Here is a 24,869-nt window from a genome sequence, read left to right as displayed (position 1 = left end):
AGCCATTGGATCCGCGGGATCCGCGTCTCAGTCAAAACTGGGAATAATGTTGGCCTTGTCGATCATATCGATCGGCAACAGGAACTCATGGTCTTCTACCTGCACCACGACGTCCTGCTCTTCTACACCGCGCAGAAGGCCCTGAAAGTTGCGTCGTCCTTCAAAAGGCGAGCGCAGCTTGATCTTCACTTGTTCACCGGCAAATTTTGCAAACTGCTCAATAGTGAACAGTGGGCGTTCCATGCCAGGCGAGGAAACTTCAAGGGTGTATTCAACGGCGATTGGATCTTCAACATCCAGCACACCGCTGATCTGACGGCTGACGATGGCACAATCGTCCACCAGCACACCGCCCTCTTTATCAATATAAACGCGCAACATTGAGTGGCGACCTTGAGCCGAAAACTCAATACCCCAGCATTCATAGCCCAGGGCCACGACCACCGGGGCCAACAAGGCCTGCAACTCTTCTAGCTTGCTCGACACCTGAACCCCCTCGTGCATGTATGTGCATGCTATGCAAAATAAAAAAATGGGCGAAACGCCCATCCTTGAAACGCCGTCGAACAGCGGCGTAGAAAGTGTCCAGCTAACAAAAAGCCCCTTAAAAGGGGCTCCTTAAACTGGTTGCGGGGGCCGGATTTGAACCGACGACCTTCGGGTTATGAGCCCGACGAGCTACCAGACTGCTCCACCCCGCGACAAAGCTGGGGCGGAAGTATACGACCGATCCCTGACAGGGTCAATGTAACCTTCCACCTACAAGAAAGCCCGCAACAGCGGGCTCTCCTGATAATTGGTACCGAGAAGGGGACTCGAACCCCTACACCCTATGGGCACAACCACCTCAAGGTTGCGTGTCTACCAATTCCACCACCTCGGCAATACTACGTTTGAAACCCTTCTTACTTTTGCTCTTGAGCTGGAGGCACGTCAGTCGCTGGAGTAGCCGACTTTTGCTCTTGAAGCACCGGTACATCATCAGAAGCCGGTTGTTGCTTTGGAACTTCCAACACTGCCGGGTTTGGCAAACCTACTTGAGTCAGCTGTTGAGCTTTCTCTTTAGCAAAGTAACCTAACCCCAAGCTGGTTATGAAGAAACCGGCGGCAAGTATAGCAGTAAACTTACTAAGAAAGGTAGAGGAACCTTGGCTTCCGAACACAGTATTTGAAGCACCTGCTCCGAAAGACGCGCCAGCATCCGCACCTTTACCCTGCTGCAGCAATACCAGAGCAACTACGCCCAATGCACCCAGCAGATGAAAAACGACTACGACTGTTTCCAGCATTTTTTCAGTTTCCCGCGGCGCGACAGATCGCACCGAACTCATCTGCATTCAGGGAAGCTCCACCAATGAGCCCCCCATCGATATCCGGCATGCCGAACAGTTCGACCGCATTGGCCGCCTTCACGCTGCCGCCGTATAGAAGCCGCACACCTTGCGCGACTTCAGAATTCTCTGCCGCCAACTGAGCGCGAATGGCTGCATGCACATCCTGCGCCTGTTGCGGCGAAGCAGTCAGCCCGGTACCAATGGCCCAGACCGGCTCGTAAGCAATTACTGCATTTGCAAAGGCATCGATACCCAGCTCCTCTATGATACTGCCTAGCTGACGCCCGACAACCTCAAGAGTTTTACCGGCTTCGCGCTGCTCAAGGGTTTCCCCTATGCACAACACCGGAATCAAGCCACATGCCTGTGCCGCTGCGAACTTGCGAATCAGCATACCGTCCTGCTCGCCCATAATCTGGCGGCGTTCGGAGTGCCCGACAAGAACCAGGGAACAACCTGCATCCACCAACTGACTCGGCGCAACTTCACCGGTCAATGCGCCTTGCATGGATTCCACCGCAGAATTCTGCGCGCCGATCAAAATCGACTTGCCTTCCAAGCCACCAATCACTTGATTGATATACAAGCAAGGCGGGAATACCGCCACATCAACACCGCTCGGCAAGGCCATATCACGCAGGCCATTGATCAGCTCAGCGACGCTGGCGCGGGTACCGTGCATCTTCCAGTTACCAGCTACCATAGGGCGACGCATGCTGTACCTCGTCGGTCAAAGTGGGCGCAGATGTTACCCAACACAATCATGGCTGGCAAGCCGAATTCAGGCAGAAACTTCAGTAACCAGTTTTGCCAGCTCTTCGGCGTAGCCGCGAACCTGTGTTTCGTCCTCGCCTTCGACCATCACCCGCACCAGCGGCTCTGTCCCGGACTTGCGCAACAGCACGCGCCCACGACCGGCCATAGCCTCGGTGACACGGGCACTGGCCTCCTTGACTGCCGGATGGTCGAGCGGACTCGCCCCGCCGCCGAACCGGACATTAATCAGTACCTGAGGGCACTTGCGCAGCGCCTGACGGGCTTGAGCCAGACCTTCCGAGCGAGTTTTCAGCGCCATCAGTACCTGCAATGCAGCGATGATCGCATCACCTGTGGTGGTGTGGTTGAAGCAGACGATATGACCCGAGTTCTCACCGCCTACCAACCAGTTGCGCTCCAGCAGGTCAGCGATCACATAACGGTCACCGACGTTGGCACGCACGAAAGGAATCGACAGATCCGCCAGGGCCAATTCCAACCCCAGGTTACTCATCAACGTACCAACCACACCGCCTTGCAGCTTGTCGCGCTCATGCAAGTCGCGGGCAATGATGTACAGCAACTCGTCACCATCAACAATGGCGCCAGTGTGGTCGACCATCAAGACGCGATCACCGTCGCCGTCAAAGGCAATACCCAGATCGGCGTGCTCGGCCAGTACGGCGGCCTGCAATGGACCCATATGGGTCGAACCGCAATTGTCATTGATGTTCAGGCCATCAGGCTGTGCGGAAAGCACAACGACTTCGGCACCCAGCTCGCGAAATACGCTGGGTGCAACCTTGTAGGTCGCGCCGTGAGCGCAGTCGATCACGATCTTCAACCCAGAGAAGTTGGTACCGGTCGGTACGCTGCTCTTGCAGAATTCGATATAGCGGCCAGAGGCGTCGTTGATGCGCGACACTTTGCCGATCTTGCTCGATTCAACCACGGTCATCGGGGTGTCGAGCAACTCTTCGATCATCAGTTCGACTTCGTCCGGCAGCTTTGTGCCCTTTCCGGAGAAGAACTTGATGCCGTTGTCGTCGTGAGGATTGTGCGAGGCACTGATCACAATACCGGCTTCAGCATGGAAGGTGCGTGTCAGGTAGGCGATCGCCGGCGTCGGCATCGGGCCCAATAGCATCACGTCAGCACCTGCCGACGTCAGCCCAGCCTCGAGCGCGGACTCAAACATGTAACCGGAGATCCGGGTGTCCTTGCCGACCAGCACCTTGCAGGCGCCCATTTTGCGGAACGCCATGCCTGCCGCCCAACCAAGCTTGAGCATGAAATCAGGAGTAATCGGGTATTCGCCGACCCGACCACGAATACCGTCGGTGCCAAAGTATTTTTTGCTCATAAGTGCTCCATAATTCTTATTCGGCTGATTCCACTGCGGCGATCATCCGCACCACGTCCACTGTTTCGGCGACATCATGGACGCGCAATATACGCGCCCCCTTGGCCGAAGCCAGCGCCGCGAGTGCCAGACCGCCAAACAGGCGCTCTCCAACCGGGCGACTCAAGGCCTGGCCTATCATGCTCTTTCGCGAAACCCCGACCAACAGGGGCCGCCCCAAGGCATGCAGGTCTTCCATATGCTTGAACAAGCTTAGATTGTGCTGCAAGGTTTTCGCGAACCCAAAGCCTGGATCAAGAATAATCCGCTCGGCCGGAATTCCCACCAGCGCACATTGAGCCATGCGCTCGGCGAGAAACTCGCCGACCTCCCTGGTCACGTCCCCGTAGTGCGGATTGTCCTGCATGTCGCCCGGCTCTCCGAGCATATGCATCAGACACACCGGCAATCCGGTGGCAGCTGCCGCATCCAGGGCGCCGTCTCGACGCAGCGAACGCACATCATTGATCAATCCCGCCCCCAGTCGTGCGGTTTCGCGCATGACCGCTGGAGTGGAGGTATCGACCGAAATAATTACATCCAGCTCGCGACTGATGCGCTCAACGATAGGCGCTACACGCTCCAGTTCTTCAAGTGGCGAAACCGCCCTTGCGCCAGGACGTGTCGATTCGCCACCGACATCGATCAGCGTGGCGCCCGCCGCAACCATCGACTCGGCGTGGCGCAGGGCCGCATCGAGCTGGCTGTATCGGCCGCCATCAGAAAAGGAATCGGGAGTGACATTGAGAATGCCCATGACATGCGCCTGGGCCAAATCAAGAACCCGGTTGCCGCAAGGCAACCGGGTCGAGGACTGAACAGAAGTCATTTCAAGCCTTATACGTCAGCAGCCGGACCGCCAATCGGTGTTTCCGGACGCTCATCCTGCACCACCGGAGGTGTACCGGAAGTACCGGTACCGCCACCCGACCAGTCGCGTGGTTCGCGAGGCGTACGACCGGCCATGATGTCATCGATCTGATCGGCATCGATCGTTTCGTATTTCATCAAGGCATCGGCCATGGCGTCGAGCTTGTCGCGGTTGTCCGTGAGGATCTGCTTGGCCGTGCCGTAGCACTGGTCAATGATGCTGCGTACCTCGGAGTCGATCAGCTTGGCTGTCTCACCGGAGAAGCTTGCACCCTGACCACCACCGCCGCGACCGAGGAACACTTCGCCCTCTTCTTCGGCATACATCAACGGACCGAGTTTTTCGGACAGCCCCCACTTGGTCACCATGTTCCGCGCAATCTGGCTGGCACGCATGATGTCGTTGGAGGCTCCAGTGGTCACACCGTCGAAGCCCAGGGTCATTTCTTCAGCAATACGGCCACCGTACAGCGAGCAAATCTGGCTGATCAGTGCACGCTTGGACAGGCTGTAGCGATCTTCTTCCGGCAGGAACATGGTCACACCCAGCGCACGACCGCGCGGGATGATCGAAACCTTGTAGACCGGATCATGCTCTGGCACGACACGACCGACGATGGCGTGACCTGCTTCGTGATAAGCGGTGTTCTGCTTCTCTTTCTCGGACATGACCATGGATTTGCGCTCGGCACCCATCATGATCTTGTCTTTGGCCAGCTCGAATTCTTTCATTTCGACGATGCGCTTGCCGGTACGGGCAGCGAACAACGAAGCCTCGTTCACCAGGTTAGCCAAATCGGCACCGGAGAAGCCAGGCGTACCACGTGCGATGACCGCAGGAGCGACGTCGTCACCCATTGGCACTTTGCGCATGTGAACCTTGAGAATCTGTTCACGACCACGAATGTCCGGCAGCCCGACCACGACCTGACGGTCGAAACGGCCCGGACGCAGCAACGCAGGGTCCAGTACGTCTGGACGGTTGGTTGCGGCGATGACGATGATGCCGTCATTCATTTCAAAGCCGTCCATCTCAACCAGCAATTGGTTGAGCGTCTGCTCGCGTTCGTCGTGACCACCACCCATGCCGGCGCCACGGTGGCGACCGACGGCGTCAATTTCATCGATGAAGATGATGCATGGCGCGTGCTTCTTGGCCTGCTCGAACATGTCACGAACACGGCTGGCACCGACACCGACGAACATCTCGACGAAATCGGAACCGGAAATGGTGAAGAACGGCACTTTGGCTTCGCCGGCAATCGCCTTGGCCAGCAAGGTTTTACCGGTACCCGGAGGCCCCACCATCAGCACGCCGCGTGGAATGCGGCCGCCCAGGCGCTGGAATTTGCCCGGATCACGAAGGAACTCGACCAGCTCACCGACCTCTTCCTTGGCTTCGTCGCAACCGGCAACGTCACCCAAGGTGGTTTTCACCTGATCTTCGGAGAGCAGGCGTGCCTTGCTCTTGCCGAAGCTCATCGGCCCGCCCTTACCACCTGCACCACCCTGCATCTGCCGCATGAAGAACATGAACACGGCGATGATCACGAGGATCGGGAAGCTTGCGACCAGGAGTTGAGTCCAGATGCTTTGCTGCTCAGGCTGCTTGCCTTCAACCACAACGTGGTTATCCACAAGGTCGCCGATCAGACCGTTGTCCTGGATTGCAGGACGAATGGTCTTGAAGCTGTCGCCATCGTTGCGTTTGCCGGTAATCACATAGCCGTCAACTGCTACGCGCTCGACCTTGCCATCCTTGACCTGCTGGATGAAGTCGGAATAGTTGAGGGTCTGCGGCTCGTTAGGGCTGGAGAAGTTGTTCATCACTGTCACCAGGACAGCCGCGATGATCAACCACAGGATCAGATTCTTTGCCATATCGTTCAATTAACTACCCTCTGAAGCAAGCTCCGCTAATGGCGCGCGCTTCGCATGATATTCACCGGCCTAACTTACTACATTACCTACGACTCTGGCAGGCGCCGTCTGTAACCCTTTGTGAAACACTTTCTACACAATATTCGCTATTTCCCACAGGGCGAAATACGAAAATCCTATCGACCCGCAAAAAAACCTCGATTCACTCACTACGGCCGCGGTAGCCCCAAGCCAGCATGTATTGCTCGCGGGAACTGCCACGGGAGGAGTCCGGCTTGATCATCTGGACCTTGTCGAATTTCTGACGGGCGTCCTTCACGTAAGCATCAAACCCTTCGCCCTGAAACACCTTGATCACGAAATTACCGCCTGGTTTGAGTATCCGAGCCGCCAGATCAAGAGCCAGCTCACACAGAAACATGGCTTTCGGCATGTCCACCTCAGGCGTACCACTCATATTGGGGGCCATATCGGAAATCACAAGGTCCACCTGCGAATTACCCACGGCTTCAAGGATCTGAGCGAGCACTTCGTCCTGGGTGAAGTCACCCTGAATGAAAGTCACGTCCGGAATGCTGTCCATTTCCAGGATGTCCGAGGCGATCAGACGCCCCTGACCACCGATCAGCCGACTAGTGACCTGCGACCAGCCGCCGGGTGCCGCCCCCAAGTCGACAACGCTCATACCCGGACGGATCAGCTTGTATTTTTCCTGGACCTCCAGAAGCTTGTAACTCGCACGCGAGCGGTAACCATCCTTCTGCGCCTGCTTCACATAGGGATCATTGACATGTCTTTGCAGCCATTTAAGGCTTGTCTTGGAACGGGCCACGGGCCACCTCGAAAATAAAACGGGTCGTGATTAACTGGGCGGTCCCGGACTCGCTCGGGTAAACTGGCCGCCGCTTTTTACAAGATCAGACGCAGGGGTCAGATTATGCCGCTCACTCAAGAGCAGAAGAAACAGTACAAATCCATTGGCCACCATCTGAAACCGGTTTTGATCGTGGCTGACAACGGTTTGACTGAAGGTGTGTTAGCCGAACTTGAACGCGCTTTGGCGGATCACGAGCTGATTAAAATCAAGCTCAACATCCTCGATCGCGAGTCGCGCCTGGCGAACATTGCAGAACTGTGCAAGGTCGGCAAAGCGGACCTGGTTCAGGTCATCGGCAAGATGGCACTGATTTACCGCAAGAACTTCAGCGTCAACAAGCAGCTGTCGAACGTTCATCGCTTCAAGTGATGGCAAGGGTCAAGGGTGTGCTTCGCGCACCCTGCCACTCCATCCCGGTACCGGTTGCAACACCAGCACCAGCCCGGAAAAGCCCAGAACAAGAAAGCTGAACACCTGCCAGCGCACCGCATCCGGCCAACCGACGCGCACCGCGAAAAACATCGCACACGCATACAGCGCCATCAGCAGCATTTGCCCACGAATATCGCGCCATAGACTGGCAAGGCCCTCGGCCTGAATCAGCACCAAAGCCTGAAAAATCACACACGCTGTGGCGAAACCCACCACCAGCGCATTCAGCTCGCCTGCAATTTCGTCGATCAGCAGCGGCGCCAGACCTATCTGGCCCAGCACCGGCAGCAGACCGATGTGCAACAGCCACAGACCGCCAACCCATAACATCTGAGTCAGCTGCCAAAGCATGGCGCCCGCACGGAGCGGGCGCCTTCTTTCAGATGTGGCGGACTTCGACAATCTCGTACTCGATTACGCCACTCGGCGTCTTCACGGCAACCACGTCACCCTCTTCCTTGGCAATCAAGGCGCGAGCCAGTGGCGAACCCACCGAAATCTTGCCGAGTTTGAAGTCAGCCTCATCCTCACCCACGATGTGGTAAGTGACGCTTTCATCAGTCTCGACGTTGGCGATTTCAACGGTAGTGCCGAAAATCACTTTGCCGGTATGAGGAATGGACGTGACGTCGATGATGACCTGATTCTGAATCCGGCCCTCGATGTCACGAATCCGCGCCTCGACCATCCCTTGCTGCTCGCGAGCAGCGTGGTATTCGGCGTTTTCCTTCAAGTCACCCAACTCGCGGGCCGTCCCGATGTCCTGGCTGAGCTTCGGACGGACGACCTTCGTCAGGTGAGCATGTTCTTCTTCCAGGGCTTTCGCGCCCTGGACGGTCATTGGGTACTTGATCATGCCTTCAATCCTGCGTGTAGATCCTGCAAGCGGCGCACGGTCTTCTCGGGACCGAACTTCAGCGCTTCGCAGATGGCTTCGCCAGCAGCAATGGTGGTGGTGCAGTAGATCTTGTGCTGCAAGGCATTACGACGAATGGAGTACGAGTCGGCGATCGACTGACGACCTTCGGTGGTGTTGATGATCAGGGTGACTTCGTCATTCTTGATCATGTCGACCACGTGCGGACGACCCTCGGTCACCTTGTTCACACGACGCACTTTCAGGCCTGCGGCTTCGATCAGCTTGGCAGTACCGGCAGTGGCAACCACTTCGAAACCCAAGTTGATCAGATCACGGGCCACGCCTGCAACCAGTGGCTTGTCGTCGTCACGCACGCTGATGAACGCAGTACCGCCGGTCGGCAGCACTTCGCTGGCGCCCATCTGGGCCTTGGCGAACGCTTCGCCGAAGGTGTCACCCACACCCATCACTTCACCGGTGGACTTCATCTCCGGGCCCAGGATCGGGTCCACGCCAGGGAACTTGGCGAATGGGAACACCGCCTCTTTCACGCTGTAGAAGTTCGGAATGATTTCTTTGGTGAAGCCGATTTCTTTCAGGGTTTTACCGGCCATGACGCGAGCCGCGATCATTGCCAGGGAAACACCGATGCACTTGGACACGAACGGTACGGTACGGGAAGCGCGCGGGTTGACTTCGATGACGTAGATGTCTTCGCCTTGCAGCGCCAACTGAACGTTCATCAGACCAACAACGCCCAGCTCCAGGGCCATTTTCTTGACCTGTTCGCGCATCTCGTCCTGGATATGCGCCGGCAGCGAGTACGGCGGCAGGGAGCATGCGGAGTCACCGGAGTGAACGCCGGCCTGCTCGATGTGCTGCATGATCGCGCCGATCACCACGTCGGTGCCGTCGCAGACCGCATCCACGTCCATTTCGATGGCGCAGTTGAGGAAGTGGTCGAGCAGCACCGGGCTGTCGTTGGACACTTTCACCGCGTCACGCAGGTAGCGCTTGAGCTCTTCTTCTTCGTAGACGATTTCCATCGCGCGGCCGCCCAGTACGTAGGACGGACGAACCACCAGCGGGTAACCGATCTTGCTGGCTGCACGAATCGCTTCGTCTTCGCTGCGCACGGTGGCGTTTGGTGGTTGACGCAGGTTCAGGCGCTCAACCATTTGCTGGAAGCGCTCACGGTCTTCGGCACGGTCGATGGCGTCAGGGCTGGTGCCGATGATCGGCACGCCGGCTTCTTCGAGGGCACGGGCCAGTTTCAGCGGGGTCTGGCCGCCGTACTGGACGATCACGCCTTTTGGCTTCTCGACTCGGCAGATCTCCAGTACGTCTTCCAGGGTCACTGGTTCGAAGTAAAGGCGATCGGAGGTGTCGTAATCGGTGGAAACGGTTTCCGGGTTGCAGTTGACCATGATGGTCTCGTAGCCATCTTCGCGCAGAGCCAATGCCGCGTGTACGCAGCAGTAGTCGAACTCGATGCCCTGGCCGATACGGTTAGGACCGCCGCCGAGGATCATGATCTTGTCGCGGCCCGACGGCGCTGCTTCGCACTCTTCCTCGTAAGTCGAGTACATGTAGGCGGTGTCGGTGGCGAACTCGGCCGCGCAGGTGTCAACGCGCTTGTAGACCGGGAAGATCTCGAGCTTGTGACGGTGGCGACGCAGAGCCTTCTCGGTCACGCCCAGCAGCTTGGCCAGACGCATGTCGGAGAAGCCTTTGCGCTTGAGCTTGTACATCAAGTCGCGGTCGATGCTGGCCAGACCCAGGGTCTTGACCTTCTCTTCTTCCTTGATCAGATCTTCGATCTGCACCAGGAACCACGGGTCGATCATGTTCATGCCGAAGATGTCTTCGACCGACAGGCCGGCGCGGAAGGCGTCAGCCACGTACCAGATACGCTCGGCGCCCGGCACAGTCAGTTCGCGCTTGAGCACGCTCATGCTTTCCGGGTTGCTCAGGTCGAGCTTCTCGTCCAGACCGCAAACGCCTACTTCCAGACCGCGCAGGGCTTTCTGCAGGGATTCCTGGAAAGTCCGGCCAATGGCCATGACTTCACCGACCGACTTCATTTGAGTGGTCAGGCGGGCGTCGGCTTTCGGGAATTTCTCGAAGGCGAAGCGTGGCAACTTGGTGACGACGTAGTCGATCGACGGCTCGAAAGACGCAGGGGTAGCGCCGCCGGTGATTTCGTTCTGCAGTTCGTCCAGGGTGTAGCCGATCGCCAGCTTGGCAGCGATACGCGCAATCGGGAAACCAGTGGCTTTCGAGGCCAGCGCCGAAGAGCGGGATACACGCGGGTTCATCTCGATCACGACCATACGGCCAGTGTCCGGGCAGATGCCAAACTGAACGTTGGAACCGCCGGTTTCCACGCCGATCTCACGCAGTACCGCCAACGAGGCGTTACGCATGATCTGGTATTCCTTGTCCGTCAGGGTCTGTGCCGGAGCAACGGTGATCGAGTCACCGGTGTGCACGCCCATCGGGTCAAAGTTTTCGATGGAGCAGACGATGATGCAGTTGTCCTTCTTATCGCGGACAACCTCCATCTCGTACTCTTTCCAGCCGATCAGGGATTCGTCGATCAGCAGTTCTTTGGTCGGCGACAGGTCCAGGCCGCGGGCGCAGATTTCTTCGAACTCTTCACGATTGTAAGCGATACCGCCACCGGTGCCGCCCATGGTGAAAGACGGACGGATGATGCACGGGAAGCCGAGCTTTTCGAGGACCGCGTTGGCCTCTTCCATGCTGTGGGCGATACCCGAACGCGGGCAGTCCAGGCCGATGGATTTCATCGCCTTGTCGAAACGCGAGCGGTCTTCGGCTTTGTCGATGGTGTCAGCGTTGGCGCCGATCATCTCTACGCCGAACTTCTCCAGAACGCCTTCGCGCTCCAGGTCCAGTGCGCAGTTCAGGGCGGTCTGGCCACCCATGGTCGGCAGCAGCGCGTCCGGACGCTCTTTCTCGATGATCTTGGCAACGGTCTGCCACTTGATCGGCTCGATGTAGGTGGCGTCGGCCATGTCCGGGTCGGTCATGATGGTCGCCGGGTTGGAGTTCACCAGGATGACGCGGTAACCCTCCTCGCGCAGGGCTTTGCAGGCCTGGGCGCCGGAGTAGTCGAATTCGCAGGCCTGGCCGATCACGATCGGGCCAGCGCCGAGAATCAGGATGCTTTTTATGTCTGTACGTTTTGGCATGGGTTTGTCACTCAAATCCGCAGGTCAGTCGGCAAGCCGTCTTGTTCAATCTGTGAAGCCTTGAGAGGGGCCGCCGGTGTTCGGGTCCGCCCCTCAAGCTATGCAACATCAAGGCGAGCGATTAGCGTCGCTTGGCCATTTCGTTGATGAAGCGATCGAACAATGGCGCTACGTCGTTCGGGCCAGGGCTGGCTTCCGGATGACCCTGGAAGCTGAAGGCGCTCTTGTCGGTACGCTCGATGCCTTGCAGGGTGCCATCGAACAGCGATTTGTGAATCGCGCGAACGTTGGCTGGCAGGGTCGCTTCGTCTACCGCAAAACCGTGGTTCTGGCTGGTGATCATCACCACACCGCTGTCCAGGTCCTGGACCGGGTGGTTGGCACCGTGGTGGCCATGACCCATTTTCAGGGTCTTGGCGCCGGAGGCCAGGGCCAGCAGCTGGTGACCGAGGCAGATGCCGAATACCGGAATCTCGGTTTCCAGCACGTCCTTGATCGCCTGGATCGCGTAGTCGCAAGGCTCCGGATCACCAGGACCGTTGGACAGGAACACGCCGTCCGGCTTCATCGCCAGAACATCGGCGGCTGGCGTTTGCGCCGGCACCACGGTCACGCGGCAACCGCGCTCGACCAGCATGCGCAGAATGTTCAGCTTGACGCCGTAGTCGTAGGCCACCACGTGGTACGGCAGCTCGGAAGCGTCGATGGTCGCGTGGCTGTCGGTTTTCAGGTCCCAGACCGTCGAGCGCCATTCGTACTGCTCTTTGGTGCTGACGACTTTCGCCAGGTCCATGCCTTTGAGGCCTGGGAAACCCTGGGCTGCGGCGATGGCGGCTTCTTCGGAGATGTTGTCACCGGCCATGATGCAGCCGTTCTGTGCGCCTTTCTCACGCAGGATGCGCGTCAGGCGGCGAGTGTCGATACCGGCGATGGCCACAACATTGTTGGCTTTCAGGTAATCGGACAGGGACATCGTGTTACGCCAGTTGCTCGCAACCAGCGGCAGGTCACGGATGACCAGGCCAGCGGACCATACGCGGTCGGACTCGGCGTCTTCCGGCGTGGTGCCGGTATTGCCGATGTGCGGGTAAGTCAGGGTAACGATCTGTTGGGCGTAGGAAGGATCGGTAAGGATTTCCTGATAGCCGGTCATGGCGGTGTTGAACACCACCTCACCAACGGTCTGACCGTCGGCTCCAATTGCTTCGCCGCGAAAAATGCTGCCATCAGCAAGGGCGAGTATGGCTGGCTTAGTCAAGAAGACCTCCCGTAAATAAAGCCTGAAAGGGCGATCGCAGGTGTAAAAAAGCGGAGTGACGTATGGACACGTCACCCCGCTCATTCACTGAATTATTCTGCGCGCTTTTAGTGAACACACTAAAGCTGTAGCTTACAGAAAAAGGCATTTTTGGTCTACCGCCAATGAGCCTTAAAGGCCGGAGAATGCGACAGGACGTCGCTTGGCGGAGTAAAACCGGGCTCAAACGCTGTGTTTGAACCCGATTTCAGGCACTCTTAACGCAGGTCAAGTACGTCTTGCATGTCATAAAGACCAGGCTCGCGACCGTCCAGCCACAAAGCTGCCCTTACGGCACCTTTGGCGAAGGTCATGCGACTGGACGCTTTGTGCGTGATTTCGACACGCTCACCATCGGCGGCGAACAGCACAGTGTGATCACCGACGATGTCGCCGGCACGCACAGTGGCGAAGCCGATGGTTTCGCGAGCGCGTGCGCCGGTCTGGCCTTCACGACCGTAAACCGCCACCTTCTTCAGATCACGCCCCAGCGCATCGGCAATCACTTCACCCATGCGCACGGCAGTACCGGACGGCGCATCGACTTTATGCCGATGGTGGGCTTCAGTGATTTCGATATCGACATCATCACCCAACACGCGAGCAGCGGTGTCGAGCAGCTTCAGGCACAGGTTGACGCCGACACTGAAGTTAGCCGCAAAGACAATCGGAATGTCCTTGCCCGCTTCCGCCAGCAACTGCTTCTCTTCAACACTGAAACCGGTGGTGCCGATGATCATCGCCTTGTGATGCTTGCGGCAGAACGCGAGGTTTTTCAGGGTTACCGTCGGATGCGTGAAGTCGATCAGCACGTCGAACTCGTCGACCACCCGATCCAGATCACCCGACAGTGGCACACCGATACGACCCAGCGCAGCCAGTTCGCCGGCATCCGCACCGACCAGCGAGCTGTCCGGACGATCAATGGCCGCCGTCAGACCTGCGCCCGGCTGTTGCTGCACGGCTTCGATCAGGGTTTTGCCCATGCGCCCGGCGGCGCCCATCACTGCAATACGTCGCATGCCTGTCTCCTTACAAATCGCCGAAGAAGCGCTTTACGCCTTCGAACCAACCGGTGGTTTTCGGCGAATGGCTGTTGTCGTCCGCCAGCGAACTGCGGAACTCTTCCAGCAATTCGCGCTGACGACGACCCAGATTGACCGGGGTTTCGACCGCCACACGGCACATCAAGTCACCGGCACCGCCGCCACGCACAGGCGCGACGCCCTTGCCGCGAACACGGAACTGCTTGCCGGTCTGAGTCCCTTCAGGGATTTTCAGTTTGACTCGACCATCAAGGGTCGGAATCTCCAGCTCGCCGCCCAGCGCCGCATCAACAAAGCTGATGGGCACTTCGCAGAACAAATGCTTGCCGTCACGCTGGAAGATCGCGTGTTCGCGCACATTGATCACCACGTACAGGTCGCCCGTCGGACCGCCCTGCGCACCCGCCTCACCTTCGCCGGACAGACGAATGCGATCACCGGTATCAACACCGGCCGGCACTTTCACCGAGAGGGTTTTGTACTCTTCGACACGGCCTTCGCCGTTGCAGGAGTTGCACGGGTCGGAAATGATCTTGCCTTGGCCATGGCAGCGCGGGCAGGTCTGCTGCACCGAGAAGAAGCCTTGCTGCATGCGCACTTGACCGATACCGCCGCACGTCGGACAGGTGACCGGCGAGGAGCCTTTCTTGGCGCCCGAGCCGTCACACGGCTTGCAGTTGACCAGTGTCGGAACGCGGATATTCACGGTCGTGCCGCGTACCGCTTCTTCCAGGTTCAGCTCAAGGGTGTAACGCAAGTCGCTGCCGCGCTGAGCGCCGCCACGGGAACCGCCGCGACCGCCACCGAAGAAGTCACTGAAGACATCACCAAAGATGTCGGAGAAGTTCTGACCGCCAAAGCCAGCACCGCCGCCACCCATGCTCGGGTCGACGCCGGCATGACCGTACTGGTCGTATGCCGCGCGCTTGCTGGAATCGGACAGCACTTCGTAGGCCTCGTTGGCCTCCTTGAACATCTCTTCCGACGCTTTGTCGTCAGGATTACGGTCCGGGTGGTGCTTCATCGCCAGGCGACGGTAGGCCTTTTTCAGGTCCGCTTCGCTTGAGCCACGCTCAACACCCAATACTTCGTAATAGTCACGCTTTGCCATAAGTCTTTGCACTCTTAAGGACGTTCAGCAAACCTCTCCTGAGCCTCGCCAAACTCGTTGAGCCCCAATACAGGCCCGGACCCAACTCACGTCAATTCAACGATCCTGGTCTTTGATTCAATGCGGTACTTTCGGCTCGAGAAGCAGGAGCATTCCCGGCCATACCATCAGCACCCGAGCGTTGTCGCATGCTGTAAAAATTCGCTAACTCCAGACACGCCAACGCGGGAGCAAGCTCCCGCGCGGCGACATCCTACCAGTCACCGCCTGAAGGCAGTCAACCGGGCGACCAACAACTTACTTGTGGTCTTTGACTTCTTCGAACTCGGCATCGACAACGTCATCAGCCTTTTCAGCCTTGTCGTCCTGCGGTGCCGCGCCTTCAGCAGGCTGGGCCTGTTCGGCGTACATCTTCTGCGCCACTGGAGCGGAGACTTTCGACAGCTCTTCAACCTTGGCTTCGATGGCAGCCTTGTCGTCGCCTTTGACAGCGGCTTCCAGGGCAACAACAGCGGCTTCGATTGCAGTCTTCTCTTCAGCAGTCACTTTATCGCCAGCATCAGCGACCATTTTGCGCGTCGAGTGAACCAGCGCATCACCCTGGTTACGGGCCGCTGCCAGCTCTGCGAACTTGCTGTCTTCCTCGGCGTTGGCTTCAGCATCGCGAATCATCTGCTGAATCTCTTCCTCGGACAGACCGGAGTTGGCCTTGATCACGATCGACTGAGTCTTGCCGGTGGCCTTGTCTTTGGCGCCTACGTGCAGGATGCCGTTGGCGTCGATGTCGAAGGTCACTTCAATTTGTGGCACGCCACGCGGTGCTGGTGGAATCTCGGCCAGGTCGAACTTGCCCAGGGACTTGTTCTGAGCCGCTTGCTTACGCTCACCTTGCAGCACGTGAATGGTCACGGCGCCTTGGTTGTCATCGGCAGTCGAGAACACTTGCGATTTCTTGGTAGGAATCGTGGTGTTTTTCTCGATCAGCGCGGTCATCACGCCACCCATGGTTTCGATACCCAGGGTCAGCGGGCTGACGTCGAGCAGCAAAACGTCTTTCACGTCACCGGCCAATACGGCGCCCTGGATGGCAGCACCCATGGCAACAGCTTCGTCCGGGTTCACGTCTTTACGAGCTTCTTTACCGAAGAACTCGGTCACCAGCTTCTGAACCAGTGGCATACGGGTCTGACCGCCGACCAGGATCACGTCGTTGATCGCGCCAACGTCGATGCCGGAGTCTTTCAGAGCGATGCGGCAAGGTTCGATGGTGCGCTGAACCAGGTCTTCTACCAGCGCTTCGAGCTTGGCGCGGGAGATTTTCACGTTCAAGTGCTTGGGACCGGTGGCGTCTGCAGTGATGTACGGCAGGTTCACGTCGGTCGACATGCTCGAGGACAGTTCGATTTTGGCTTTTTCAGCGGCTTCTTTCAGGCGCTGCATGGCCAGCGGATCACCTTTAAGGTTCATGCCGCTTTCTTTCTTGAATTCGTCGACGAGGTAGTCGATCAGACGGATGTCAAAGTCTTCACCGCCCAGGAACGTGTCACCGTTGGTGGCCAATACTTCGAACTGGTGCTCGCCATCGACTTCAGCGATTTCGATCACGGAAACGTCGAAAGTACCGCCGCCCAAGTCGTAAACGATCACGGTGTGATCGCCCTTCGCCTTGTCCATACCGTAAGCCAGAGCGGCTGCAGTAGGTTCGTTGATGATGCGTTTTACGTCCAGACCCGCAATACGGCCGGCGTCTTTGGTGGCTTGACGCTGGCTGTCGTTGAAGTAGGCCGGAACGGTAATCACCGCTTCAGTCACTGGCTCGCCGAGGTAGTCTTCGGCGGTCTTCTTCATTTTCTTCAGAATTTCAGCCGAGATCTGTGGCGGCGACATTTTCTGGCCGTTCACTTCTACCCATGCGTCGCCGTTGTCAGCCTTGGCGATTTTGTAAGGCACCATCTTGATGTCTTTCTGTACGACTTCTTCGTCGAACTTACGACCGATCAGACGCTTCACCGCGTACAGGGTGTTATGCGGATTGGTCACAGCCTGACGCTTGGCCGACTGGCCAACCAGGATTTCGCCATCGTTGGCGTAAGCGATGATCGACGGCGTGGTGCGCGCGCCTTCAGCGTTTTCAATAACTTTGGCTTTGCCGTTTTCCATCACGGAGACGCAGGAGTTGGTAGTCCCCAGGTCGATACCGATAATTTTGCCCATGTTAACTCTCCCGAAACTTTGGATTTGGTTGCCGCAGCAGTGGTGGCTAACTGCGGTAGCACTTAAACGCTTGACTTATAAATGGGGGCCTTGCGGCCAATTTCAAGCCTGCTCGTCAATCGAGGGCGAAACTGGCGCCACAGCCTTGCTGACCACGACCATGGCCGGGCGCAGCAGGCGTCCATTGAGCTGGTAGCCCTTCTGGAACACCTTGAGCACGCTGTTCGGCTCAACGTCGGCGCTTTCCTGCATGGCCATCGCCTGATGAAGAACAGCGTTGAACGGTTCGCCATGCGGATCGATGGCTTCCAGCTGATAACGTTTCAGGGTGTCCTGGAACATTTTCAGGGTCAGCTCGATGCCTTCGCGCATTGGGCGGATGCTTTCGTCATCCGGGTTGGACAACTCCAGACCACGCTCCAGGCTGTCGATGATCGGCAACAAATCACCAGCAAATTTTTCCAGGGCGAATTTGTGCGCTTTTTCTACATCCTGCTCGGCGCGACGGCGGACGTTCTGCAGATCAGCTGCTACACGCAAAGCCTGATCATGAGCGCCAGCCAATTGCTCTTCGAGCACTTGTACACGAGCCGCCAGTTCATCACCCGAATTCTGGGCAGCCTGATCGGCGTCTAGATTTTGCGTATCCACTGTCTGTTCGTCAGCCATAGAATTCTCCTTTCAATAACGTCCGCGAGCTCAACTCGCGCTTCTGTCCCGGTATATGGGGCCGCAAAAATCAGCTTCAAGGGGTGGCTTACGATTAACCCTACAAAAAACGCTGCATTGCGATTGCTCGATGGACTAAGCATTTCGTCAGACCGAGCAAATCGAGCTAAGCGAGGGCATTGTCAGCCGCAAATAAAACACTGTATAAATAACCAGACCTAAAGCCTGGGAGCGGCCTTTATGCTGGTGCACCTGTCCGTACATAACTACGCCATCGTTGAACATCTCGATCTCGAGCTCGATCGCGGGATGAGCGTGATAACCGGTGAAACCGGCGCCGGCAAGTCGATCATGCTCGACGCCCTCGGCCTGACCCTGGGCGATCGCGCCGACAGTGGCGTCGTCCGCCCCGGCGCCGACAAGGCCGATATTCTTGCGACTTTCGACCTGATCGACATCCCGGAAGCCAGCGCCTGGCTGGCGGAGCGCGACCTGGAGAGCGATGGCCCATGCATCCTGCGGCGGGTAATCACCGCGGAAGGACGCTCGCGCGGCTATATCAACGGCACACCCTGCCCGCTCGGCGACCTCAAGGCCCTCGGTGAACTGCTGATTGATATCCACAGCCAGCACGAACACCAATCCCTGCTGAAGACCGACACTCACCGCCGCCTGCTCGACGAATACGCCGGTGCCACCGACCTTGCCCGCCAGGTGCAACTGGCCGCCCAACGCTGGCGCCAGACTCGTCAAGAGGTGGAGCGCCTCTCCAACTCCGGCGATGAGCAGCGCGCTCGCCATCAGTTGCTCAGCTATCAACTCGAAGAGCTGGAAAACCTCGGCCTCGGCGAAAACGAGCTGGAGCAACTGGAGCAGGAACACAAGAACCTCACCAACGCCGAAACCCTGCTGGGCATCTGCCGGCAAGTGGTTGAGCAATGCAGCGAGAGTGATTCCGGGAATGTCCTGAACGCGCTGACCGCCAGCCTCAACCGTCTTTCGAGCGTCAATAACTCGATCGGCGCGCTGGGTGAAGCCAGCAGCCTGTTGACCAGTGCACAGATACAGGTTGAAGAGGCCGTGGGCGAACTGAACCGCTTCCTCGACAACTTCGACGCCGATCCGGCGCGCCTTCAGTACCTGGAAGAACGCCTGGATGCGATCTACACGATGGCGCGCAAACACCGCATCCAGCCGACGGAGGTCGCGGAGATGCAGCAGCGCTTGCTGGATGAAATCGAAACCCTGAACGCCAACGACGAGTCCATCGAGCGACTGAGCGATGAGCTGGCTTCTTATGCCCGTCATTATCAGGAGAAGGCACGGGAGCTGAGTGATTTGCGTCATCAAGCCTCGAACAGCCTGGCCAGCGCCGTGGAGCAGGAAATCCAGCGACTGGGCATGCCCGGCGGGCGCTTCACCATCGAGTTACGCCCAAACAGCAGCGATGAACTGCTGCCTAATGGACTTGAGCAGGTGGAGCTGCTGGTGAGCGCCAACCCCGGTCAGCCACTGAAAGCGCTGGCCAAAGTGGCCTCGGGCGGTGAGCTGTCACGGATCAGTCTGGCTATTCAGGTGATTACCGCGCAGACCTCGCGCGTACCGACGCTGGTGTTCGATGAAGTGGACGTGGGCATCGGTGGCCCGACTGCCGAGATCGTGGGCCAGTTGCTGCGTCGGCTCGGGGAGCGCGGGCAGGTGCTGACGGTGACTCACTTGCCGCAAGTGGCCGCTCAGGGCCATCAACATCTATTCGTGCACAAGGTGCGTGGCGAAGAGGCGACCCACACGGCTGTTTCCAAGCTGAGCAAGAATGATCGCGTCGAAGAAGTGGCGCGGATGCTCGGCGGCATCGATCTGACCAAGGAGTCCCTGGCTCACGCGAAAAAAATGGTCGTCACCGCCAAAATTTAAGAACGGTAGACAGCACGAAGGCGACCCGGGGGTCGCCTTCGCTCGTTTCGCGAATGTGAAATTCGCGCGACATGCTTACTTTTTCTTGCGTACGTACAGCACCAGATTGTGATCAACCATCTCGAAGCCGTACTTATCGACGATGGCTTTCTGCAGGCGCTCGATTTCTTCGTCGAAGAATTCGATCACTTCGCTGGTTTCGACGTTGACCATATGGTCGTGATGCTTGCCGTCATCCAGCTCGAAGACCGCATGGCCTCCGTCGAAGTTGTGCCGCACCACAAGGCCAGCTGCCTCGAACTGAGTCAGTACACGGTAAACCGTGGCCAGACCGACGTCCTCACCAGCCTCCATCAGCGCCTTGTAAACATCCTCGGCACTCATGTGGCGTTGCTCGGCGGAATCGAGCATTTGCAGAATTTTGACCCGTGGAAGGGTCACTTTGAGGCCGGCTTTGCGTAGTTCGCTATTTTCAACCATGGTCAGCTTTCTCGCGATGCTGCTTCGCAGCTTCTCTTAATGCGGGTATGATCGGCGTTTACGTTGTCCCAGCCAAGATAGTGGAAGTCGCCCACCGATGCAAAACACCAAGCTCTTGCTAACCAGTTTCACCTTTGTGGGACTGCTCGCACTCGCCGGTTGTTCATTCCCCGGGGTTTACAAAATCGACATCCAGCAGGGCAATGTCGTCACGCAGGACATGATAAACCAGTTACGCCCGGGAATGACCCGTAAGCAAGTACGGTTTATCATGGGCAATCCCCTGCTGACCGACACGTTCCATGCCGATCGCTGGGATTATCTGTACAGCCTGCAACCGGGTGGCGGTGAACGCCAACAGGAACGCATTAGCGTTATCTTCAACCCAAATGACCAACTTGTCAGCCTCTCTGGTGATTTCATGCCAGGCGTGAGCCGCGACGAAGCCATTCTCGGCAAGGACAGTGGCACGACAGTCACTGCACCAGCAGAAAATGCCGAGAAGCCGAAACCGGAAAAACCGGTCAAGCCAGGTTCGTTGCTGGACCAGATCCAGAAGGACGTAGACGGTGTAGAAACCGTTCCGGTCCCGACGCCAGAACCGTTGGATACTTCGCCGCAATAATGTGCGACGCAATAAAAAACCCGGCATGTCCGGGTTTTTTATTGCCTTGCGTTTGGGCTGCTTACTGATTCCGGGCTTTAGCCTCAGCAGCCTTGGCGGCACGCAGCCGACGCACCTCTTTCGGATCTGCCAGCAATGGCCGGTAAATCTCGATACGATCCCCCGCCTGGACAGGACGACTGTCCGCATCAGTGATCACTTTACCGAAGATCCCCACTGGGCAATCGGCCAGATTCAGCTCCGAAAAGGCTTCGCCGACGCCCGACTTCAGCAAAGCCGCGCGCACGGTCGTGCCTGCCGGTACCGCCACCGAGAGCAGCACTTGACGATCAACTGCGGCGTACACCACCTCGACGTCAACCATCGACTCAACCATGCATTTGTTTGGCGCGCTGGCAAAACGCGTCCACCAGCGTATTCGCAGCTTGATTGAACAACGGCCCCAAGGTCGCGCGGACAATCGGCCCGGCGTAATCGAACGACAGGTCCAGACTGATCTTGCAGGCCTTTTCGCCCAACGGCTTGAACACCCAAATGCCGTGCAACTGGGTGAAAGGACCTTCCTCGAGGTTCATCTCGATCGAATGGCCGGGCACTAACGTGTTTCTGGTGACGAAATGCTGACTCAATCCACCCTTGGCCACACCGACGCTGGCACGCATGTGCTCGGGCGTGCTTTCCAGCACTTCGGCAGTCGAACACCACGGCAGAAACTCCGGGTAACGCGCCACATCATTGACCAGGTCATAAAGCGCTTGCGCCGGGTATGGCAGCAGAGCCGAACGTTGAATGTGCGTCGTCATGTCAGCGTCACTTCCACAGCTGTGCGGCAAACACTACGAGAATGCCGATGGGCGCCACATAGCGCATCAAGAATAAGGACAGGGCGAACCACGCGGGGTTGCGGATCGACAACTCGTCGCGTACCGCTTCACGCCCCATCACCCAGCCTGCAAACACCACGAAACACAAACCACCGAGTGGCAACATGATCCGCGACGTGAAGAAGTCGATTACGCCAAAGAAGTCCAGACCACCGGCCGCACCCCATTGATAGAGATGGAAAAGCCCGCCTTCGTTCACGAAAAATTTGGCTTCCTTCCAGATATTGAAGGAAAACACCGTACCCAGACCGACAAACCAGCAGATAAACGCCAGCCAGAAGGTTACCCAGGCGCGACTGACTTTCGTGCGCTCGACCAGGTAAGCCACCATCGGTTCAAGCAGGGAAATCGCCGAACTCCAGGCAGCCACCGCGACCAGTACGAAGAACACTACGCCCATCAACTGGCCGAACGCTACGTTACCGAAGGCAAACGGCAAGCTGACAAACATCAGGCCCGGGCCTTCGCTCGGGTTCAAGCCTGCGGCGAACACAATCGGAAACAATGCCAGACCGGCTACCAGCGAAACGAAGGTGTCGAGCAGCGCCACGCCGACCACCGTGCCAGAGATCGACGAATGCTTCGGCATGTACGCACCGTAAATCATGATCGAACCAACACCCACGCTCAGGGAAAAAAACGCGTGCCCCATGGCTGGCAACAAGCCGTCGAGGACTTTTTCCGGGTGGAAGTCGAACATGAAATGCACACCTTCCATGAAATGCCCGGTGGTCATGCTGTAACCCAGCAGCACCAGAATCATCACGAAGAGCAGCGGCATCATGATCCGCAGGCTGCGTTCCAGCCCGGCAACCACGCCTTTGGCGATGACGACGGCAGACAGCAGCATGAAAATCGTGTGCCAAAGTGTCAGACGCCACGGATCGGCGATCACATTGCCAAAGTACGCGCCGACCTGATCAGGCGTCGCCCCCTGGAAGTCGCCGCGGCCCATGTCGATGATGTAATCCAGCGACCAGCCGCCAACCACGCTGTAGAAAGACAGGATCAGCAACGCCGTGATCATCCCGGCGAATGCACCCCAGGACCACTTGCCCGAATGCCCCGCCTCCACCGCCAGCACCTTCAAGGCGTTGGCCGGGCTCTGCCGCGCGCGGCGGCCAATCAGGGTTTCAGCCAGCATGACCGGCACACCGATCAGCGCGATACAGGCCAGGAACATCAGCACGAAGGCGCCGCCGCCGTAGACGCCGACCATGTACGGGAATTTCCAGATACTACCCAGGCCCACGGCCGAACCGGTCGCGGCGAGTATGAAGACCCAGCGGCTAGCCCAACTGCCGTGGACAGAAACCTTGTCTGTCGACATCGTTATCACGCCCAAGCGTTCAAAAAAGAGGGCGCATTGTCCGGGATTCAATCAACCTGCTCAAGCACGTAGCGATACCGTAGCCGACTTGCTTGCAACTCCCTATAATGCCGCCCCTATGGCTAAACAGAAGAAACACCCTACAGGGACCATCGCGCAAAATAAAAAGGCGCGACACGATTACTTCATCGAACATCGGTTCGAGGCTGGTCTGGTCCTGGCCGGCTGGGAAGTAAAAAGTCTGCGGGCAAGCAAGCTGCAACTGGTTGACAGTTACGTGCTGCTCAAGGATGGCGAAGCCTGGTTGCTCGGCAGCCACATTACGCCACTGATGACCGCCAGCACTCACGTCATTGCTGATCCGACCCGCACCCGGAAATTGCTGCTCAACCGCCGCGAGCTGGAAAAACTCGCCGCCGCCGTGCAGCAAAAAGGCTACGCCTGCGTGTGCCTGTCCTGGTACTGGAGCAAGCACATGGTCAAGTGCGAGATCGCTCTGGGCAAAGGCAAGAAGGAATACGACAAGCGTGATACCGAGCGCGAACGCGATGCCGGTCGCGAGTTGCAGCGTGCGGTGCGCAACAAGGGCAAGGAAGAGTAATTCGTTCGCCTTGATTGCGCTTTCGCGAGCAAGCCCGCTCCCACAAGGTCCGTGGACGCCGATATTTTTGCGTCCAACCGGAAATCCCTGTGGGAGCGGGCTTGCTCGCGAATGCAATCGCACATTCGCCGATAAACCATCTGGCTACATCCCCTTGCGCCGCTCCGCCCGGGCCACGCGCTGCACTTCCTGACGCACCTCTTCCAGCACTTCCTGCACATACAGGATGTGTCGGCTGGACACTTCCCGCGCCTGCTCGGCCCTTCCCTCGATAATCGCCATGTACAACTCCCGGTGCTGCGTAATCAGCATGTCGCGGGTTTCCGTGCGCTGCTTGTACATGCCGCCAATGTTGGTCACCACGTTGCGTTTGAGCAGATCGAACAGCCCACGAATGGTGTGCAGCAACACGGCGTTGTGACTGGCTTCGGCAATCGCCAGGTGAAATTTCGCATCCGCCGCGCCCTCTTCCACCCGGCTCACTTCATCGTGACGCGTATAGCAGTCCTGTAACTCATTGAAGGCTGCCGTCAATCGCTCGCGATCGACATCCGTGGCGCGCAATGCCGCGTAATAGGCACAGGAGGCTTCCAGCGTATGGCGAAATTCCAGCAGATCGCGCTGGGCTTCGGGGTTGCTTTCCAGCAGATGCAGCAGCGGATCGCTGAAGGTTGAACCCAGCGACTCCACCACATAATTGCCACCGCCCTGGCGACTGACCAGCAAGCCCTTGGCCGCCAGTTTCTGGATTGCCTCGCGCAACGAAGGGCGTGACACGCCGAACTGCTCGGCCAACGCGCGCTCGGCCGGCAAGCGTTCGCCAGACTTCAACGTGCCTTCGAGGATCATGCCCTCGAGCTGCTCGACAATATCGTCAGACAAACGGCGCTGACGAATCTGATCAAACCCCATAACTCAATTCTCCACGGTCCCGGCGGCTCGCCGGGCTCTCTATTCTGGCCTATCGGCGCTGTGCCAGCACCTACCAGACGGCATTTGTTAAAGCGGATCAAGCATGCGCAACAGCGCTTATTCGACAAAAGTTTTAGGGCGACAAATTGACACGCCGCCT

The 24,869-nt window shown here is 58.0% G+C and carries 24 protein-coding genes and 2 tRNA genes; 4 read left to right on the top strand and 22 right to left on the bottom strand.

Annotation, left to right across the window (positions count from 1 at the left end):
- Window positions 1-27: 27 nt before the first annotated feature.
- From rimP to rlmE, 9 genes are all read right to left on the bottom strand, one after another.
- The gene (gene rimP, locus ACA072_RS03945) at window positions 28-486 is read right to left on the bottom strand and encodes a ribosome maturation factor RimP (RefSeq protein WP_010463487.1); all 459 of its coding nucleotides are present in this window, start codon (window positions 484-486) and stop codon (window positions 28-30) included.
- A 138-nt stretch (window positions 487-624) separates the two neighbouring features.
- Window positions 625-701, bottom strand: a tRNA-Met gene (locus ACA072_RS03940).
- A 96-nt stretch (window positions 702-797) separates the two neighbouring features.
- Window positions 798-883 (bottom strand) — tRNA-Leu (locus ACA072_RS03935).
- A gap of 22 nt (window positions 884-905) precedes the next feature.
- Window positions 906-1,289, bottom strand: coding sequence for a preprotein translocase subunit SecG (gene secG, locus ACA072_RS03930; RefSeq protein WP_010463489.1), 384 nt, complete (start codon window positions 1,287-1,289; stop codon window positions 906-908).
- Window positions 1,290-1,293: 4 nt separating this feature from the next.
- The gene (gene tpiA / locus ACA072_RS03925; RefSeq protein WP_497623285.1) at window positions 1,294-2,049 is read right to left on the bottom strand and encodes a triose-phosphate isomerase; all 756 of its coding nucleotides are present in this window, start codon (window positions 2,047-2,049) and stop codon (window positions 1,294-1,296) included.
- A 66-nt stretch (window positions 2,050-2,115) separates the two neighbouring features.
- Window positions 2,116-3,453 (bottom strand): phosphoglucosamine mutase, encoded by a 1,338-nt coding sequence (gene glmM, locus ACA072_RS03920; protein WP_497623283.1) that lies wholly within the window; start codon window positions 3,451-3,453, stop codon window positions 2,116-2,118.
- 16 nt (window positions 3,454-3,469) lie between these two features.
- On the bottom strand, window positions 3,470-4,321 hold the full coding sequence (folP, locus tag ACA072_RS03915) for a dihydropteroate synthase (protein WP_497623282.1): 852 nt from the start codon (window positions 4,319-4,321) through the stop codon (window positions 3,470-3,472).
- An 8-nt stretch (window positions 4,322-4,329) separates the two neighbouring features.
- The gene (gene ftsH / locus ACA072_RS03910; protein WP_109627910.1) at window positions 4,330-6,243 is read right to left on the bottom strand and encodes an ATP-dependent zinc metalloprotease FtsH; all 1,914 of its coding nucleotides are present in this window, start codon (window positions 6,241-6,243) and stop codon (window positions 4,330-4,332) included.
- A gap of 202 nt (window positions 6,244-6,445) precedes the next feature.
- Window positions 6,446-7,075, bottom strand: coding sequence for a 23S rRNA (uridine(2552)-2'-O)-methyltransferase RlmE (gene rlmE / locus ACA072_RS03905; RefSeq protein WP_008005470.1), 630 nt, complete (start codon window positions 7,073-7,075; stop codon window positions 6,446-6,448).
- Between the two features lie 105 nt (window positions 7,076-7,180).
- Between rlmE and ACA072_RS03900 the strand changes: the two genes are divergently transcribed.
- Entirely contained in the window at window positions 7,181-7,489 is a 309-nt protein-coding gene (locus ACA072_RS03900; protein ID WP_008057408.1) for a YhbY family RNA-binding protein, read from the top strand.
- A gap of 9 nt (window positions 7,490-7,498) precedes the next feature.
- On the opposite strand, the gene ACA072_RS03895 is transcribed toward ACA072_RS03900, so the two are convergent.
- The 8 genes from ACA072_RS03895 to grpE all read right to left on the bottom strand — a co-directional run bounded on the left by ACA072_RS03895 (window position 7,499) and on the right by grpE (window position 17,963).
- On the bottom strand, window positions 7,499-7,903 hold the full coding sequence (locus tag ACA072_RS03895) for an MFS transporter (RefSeq protein ID WP_497623280.1): 405 nt from the start codon (window positions 7,901-7,903) through the stop codon (window positions 7,499-7,501).
- A gap of 28 nt (window positions 7,904-7,931) precedes the next feature.
- A complete protein-coding gene (gene greA, locus ACA072_RS03890; RefSeq protein WP_131060787.1) occupies window positions 7,932-8,408 on the bottom strand; it encodes a transcription elongation factor GreA in 477 nt (158 codons plus the stop codon).
- Entirely contained in the window at window positions 8,405-11,626 is a 3,222-nt protein-coding gene (gene carB, locus ACA072_RS03885; RefSeq protein WP_497623278.1) for a carbamoyl-phosphate synthase large subunit, read from the bottom strand. Before carB ends, greA begins: the two co-directional genes overlap by 4 nt.
- A 121-nt stretch (window positions 11,627-11,747) precedes the next feature.
- Window positions 11,748-12,884 (bottom strand): glutamine-hydrolyzing carbamoyl-phosphate synthase small subunit, encoded by a 1,137-nt coding sequence (gene carA, locus ACA072_RS03880; protein ID WP_045060050.1) that lies wholly within the window; start codon window positions 12,882-12,884, stop codon window positions 11,748-11,750.
- 257 nt (window positions 12,885-13,141) lie between these two features.
- Window positions 13,142-13,945: a 4-hydroxy-tetrahydrodipicolinate reductase gene (gene dapB / locus ACA072_RS03875; protein WP_109627907.1), complete on the bottom strand. Its 804-nt coding sequence runs from the start codon at window positions 13,943-13,945 to the stop codon at window positions 13,142-13,144.
- Window positions 13,946-13,955: 10 nt separating this feature from the next.
- Window positions 13,956-15,080 carry a molecular chaperone DnaJ gene (gene dnaJ / locus ACA072_RS03870; protein WP_109627906.1) on the bottom strand — a complete coding sequence of 375 codons (1,125 nt, stop codon included), beginning with the start codon at window positions 15,078-15,080 and terminating at the stop codon, window positions 13,956-13,958.
- A gap of 297 nt (window positions 15,081-15,377) precedes the next feature.
- The gene (gene dnaK / locus ACA072_RS03865; protein ID WP_109627905.1) at window positions 15,378-17,294 is read right to left on the bottom strand and encodes a molecular chaperone DnaK; all 1,917 of its coding nucleotides are present in this window, start codon (window positions 17,292-17,294) and stop codon (window positions 15,378-15,380) included.
- Between the two features lie 102 nt (window positions 17,295-17,396).
- On the bottom strand, window positions 17,397-17,963 hold the full coding sequence (gene grpE / locus ACA072_RS03860; RefSeq protein WP_497623276.1) for a nucleotide exchange factor GrpE: 567 nt from the start codon (window positions 17,961-17,963) through the stop codon (window positions 17,397-17,399).
- Window positions 17,964-18,203: 240 nt separating this feature from the next.
- On the opposite strand from grpE, the gene recN reads away from it, so the two are divergent.
- Window positions 18,204-19,877, top strand: a complete 1,674-nt coding sequence (gene recN, locus ACA072_RS03855; RefSeq protein ID WP_497623274.1) for a DNA repair protein RecN — start codon at window positions 18,204-18,206, stop codon at window positions 19,875-19,877.
- 75 nt (window positions 19,878-19,952) lie between these two features.
- Here the strand turns inward: recN and fur are convergent, their stop codons facing one another.
- The gene (fur, locus tag ACA072_RS03850) at window positions 19,953-20,357 is read right to left on the bottom strand and encodes a ferric iron uptake transcriptional regulator (RefSeq protein WP_003197684.1); all 405 of its coding nucleotides are present in this window, start codon (window positions 20,355-20,357) and stop codon (window positions 19,953-19,955) included.
- 97 nt (window positions 20,358-20,454) lie between these two features.
- Here fur and ACA072_RS03845 point away from each other — a divergent pair, with 97 nt between their 5' ends.
- Complete coding sequence (locus ACA072_RS03845; protein WP_109627901.1) at window positions 20,455-20,982, top strand: outer membrane protein assembly factor BamE; 528 nt, start codon at window positions 20,455-20,457, stop codon at window positions 20,980-20,982.
- A gap of 61 nt (window positions 20,983-21,043) precedes the next feature.
- Here the strand turns inward: ACA072_RS03845 and ACA072_RS03840 are convergent, their stop codons facing one another.
- Genes ACA072_RS03840 through ACA072_RS03830 form a run of 3 tightly spaced genes read right to left on the bottom strand, consistent with a single transcriptional unit; the run spans window position 21,044 to window position 23,196 of the window.
- A complete protein-coding gene (locus ACA072_RS03840; protein WP_497623273.1) occupies window positions 21,044-21,358 on the bottom strand; it encodes an RnfH family protein in 315 nt (104 codons plus the stop codon).
- Entirely contained in the window at window positions 21,351-21,785 is a 435-nt protein-coding gene (locus ACA072_RS03835) for a type II toxin-antitoxin system RatA family toxin (protein ID WP_010463538.1), read from the bottom strand. Before ACA072_RS03835 ends, ACA072_RS03840 begins: the two co-directional genes overlap by 8 nt.
- A gap of 7 nt (window positions 21,786-21,792) precedes the next feature.
- Complete coding sequence (locus ACA072_RS03830; protein ID WP_497450097.1) at window positions 21,793-23,196, bottom strand: sodium-dependent transporter; 1,404 nt, start codon at window positions 23,194-23,196, stop codon at window positions 21,793-21,795.
- A gap of 118 nt (window positions 23,197-23,314) precedes the next feature.
- Between ACA072_RS03830 and smpB the strand changes: the two genes are divergently transcribed.
- Entirely contained in the window at window positions 23,315-23,797 is a 483-nt protein-coding gene (gene smpB, locus ACA072_RS03825) for an SsrA-binding protein SmpB (RefSeq protein WP_131060797.1), read from the top strand.
- 144 nt (window positions 23,798-23,941) lie between these two features.
- Here smpB and ACA072_RS03820 read toward each other — a convergent pair whose 3' ends face one another.
- Window positions 23,942-24,709 carry a GntR family transcriptional regulator gene (locus tag ACA072_RS03820; RefSeq protein WP_497623271.1) on the bottom strand — a complete coding sequence of 256 codons (768 nt, stop codon included), beginning with the start codon at window positions 24,707-24,709 and terminating at the stop codon, window positions 23,942-23,944.
- Between the last annotated feature and the right edge of the window lie 160 nt (window positions 24,710-24,869).

Source organism: Pseudomonas sp. LBUM1656 (assembly GCF_059716065.1).
This window is presented reverse-complemented; position numbering and strand designations above follow the sequence as displayed.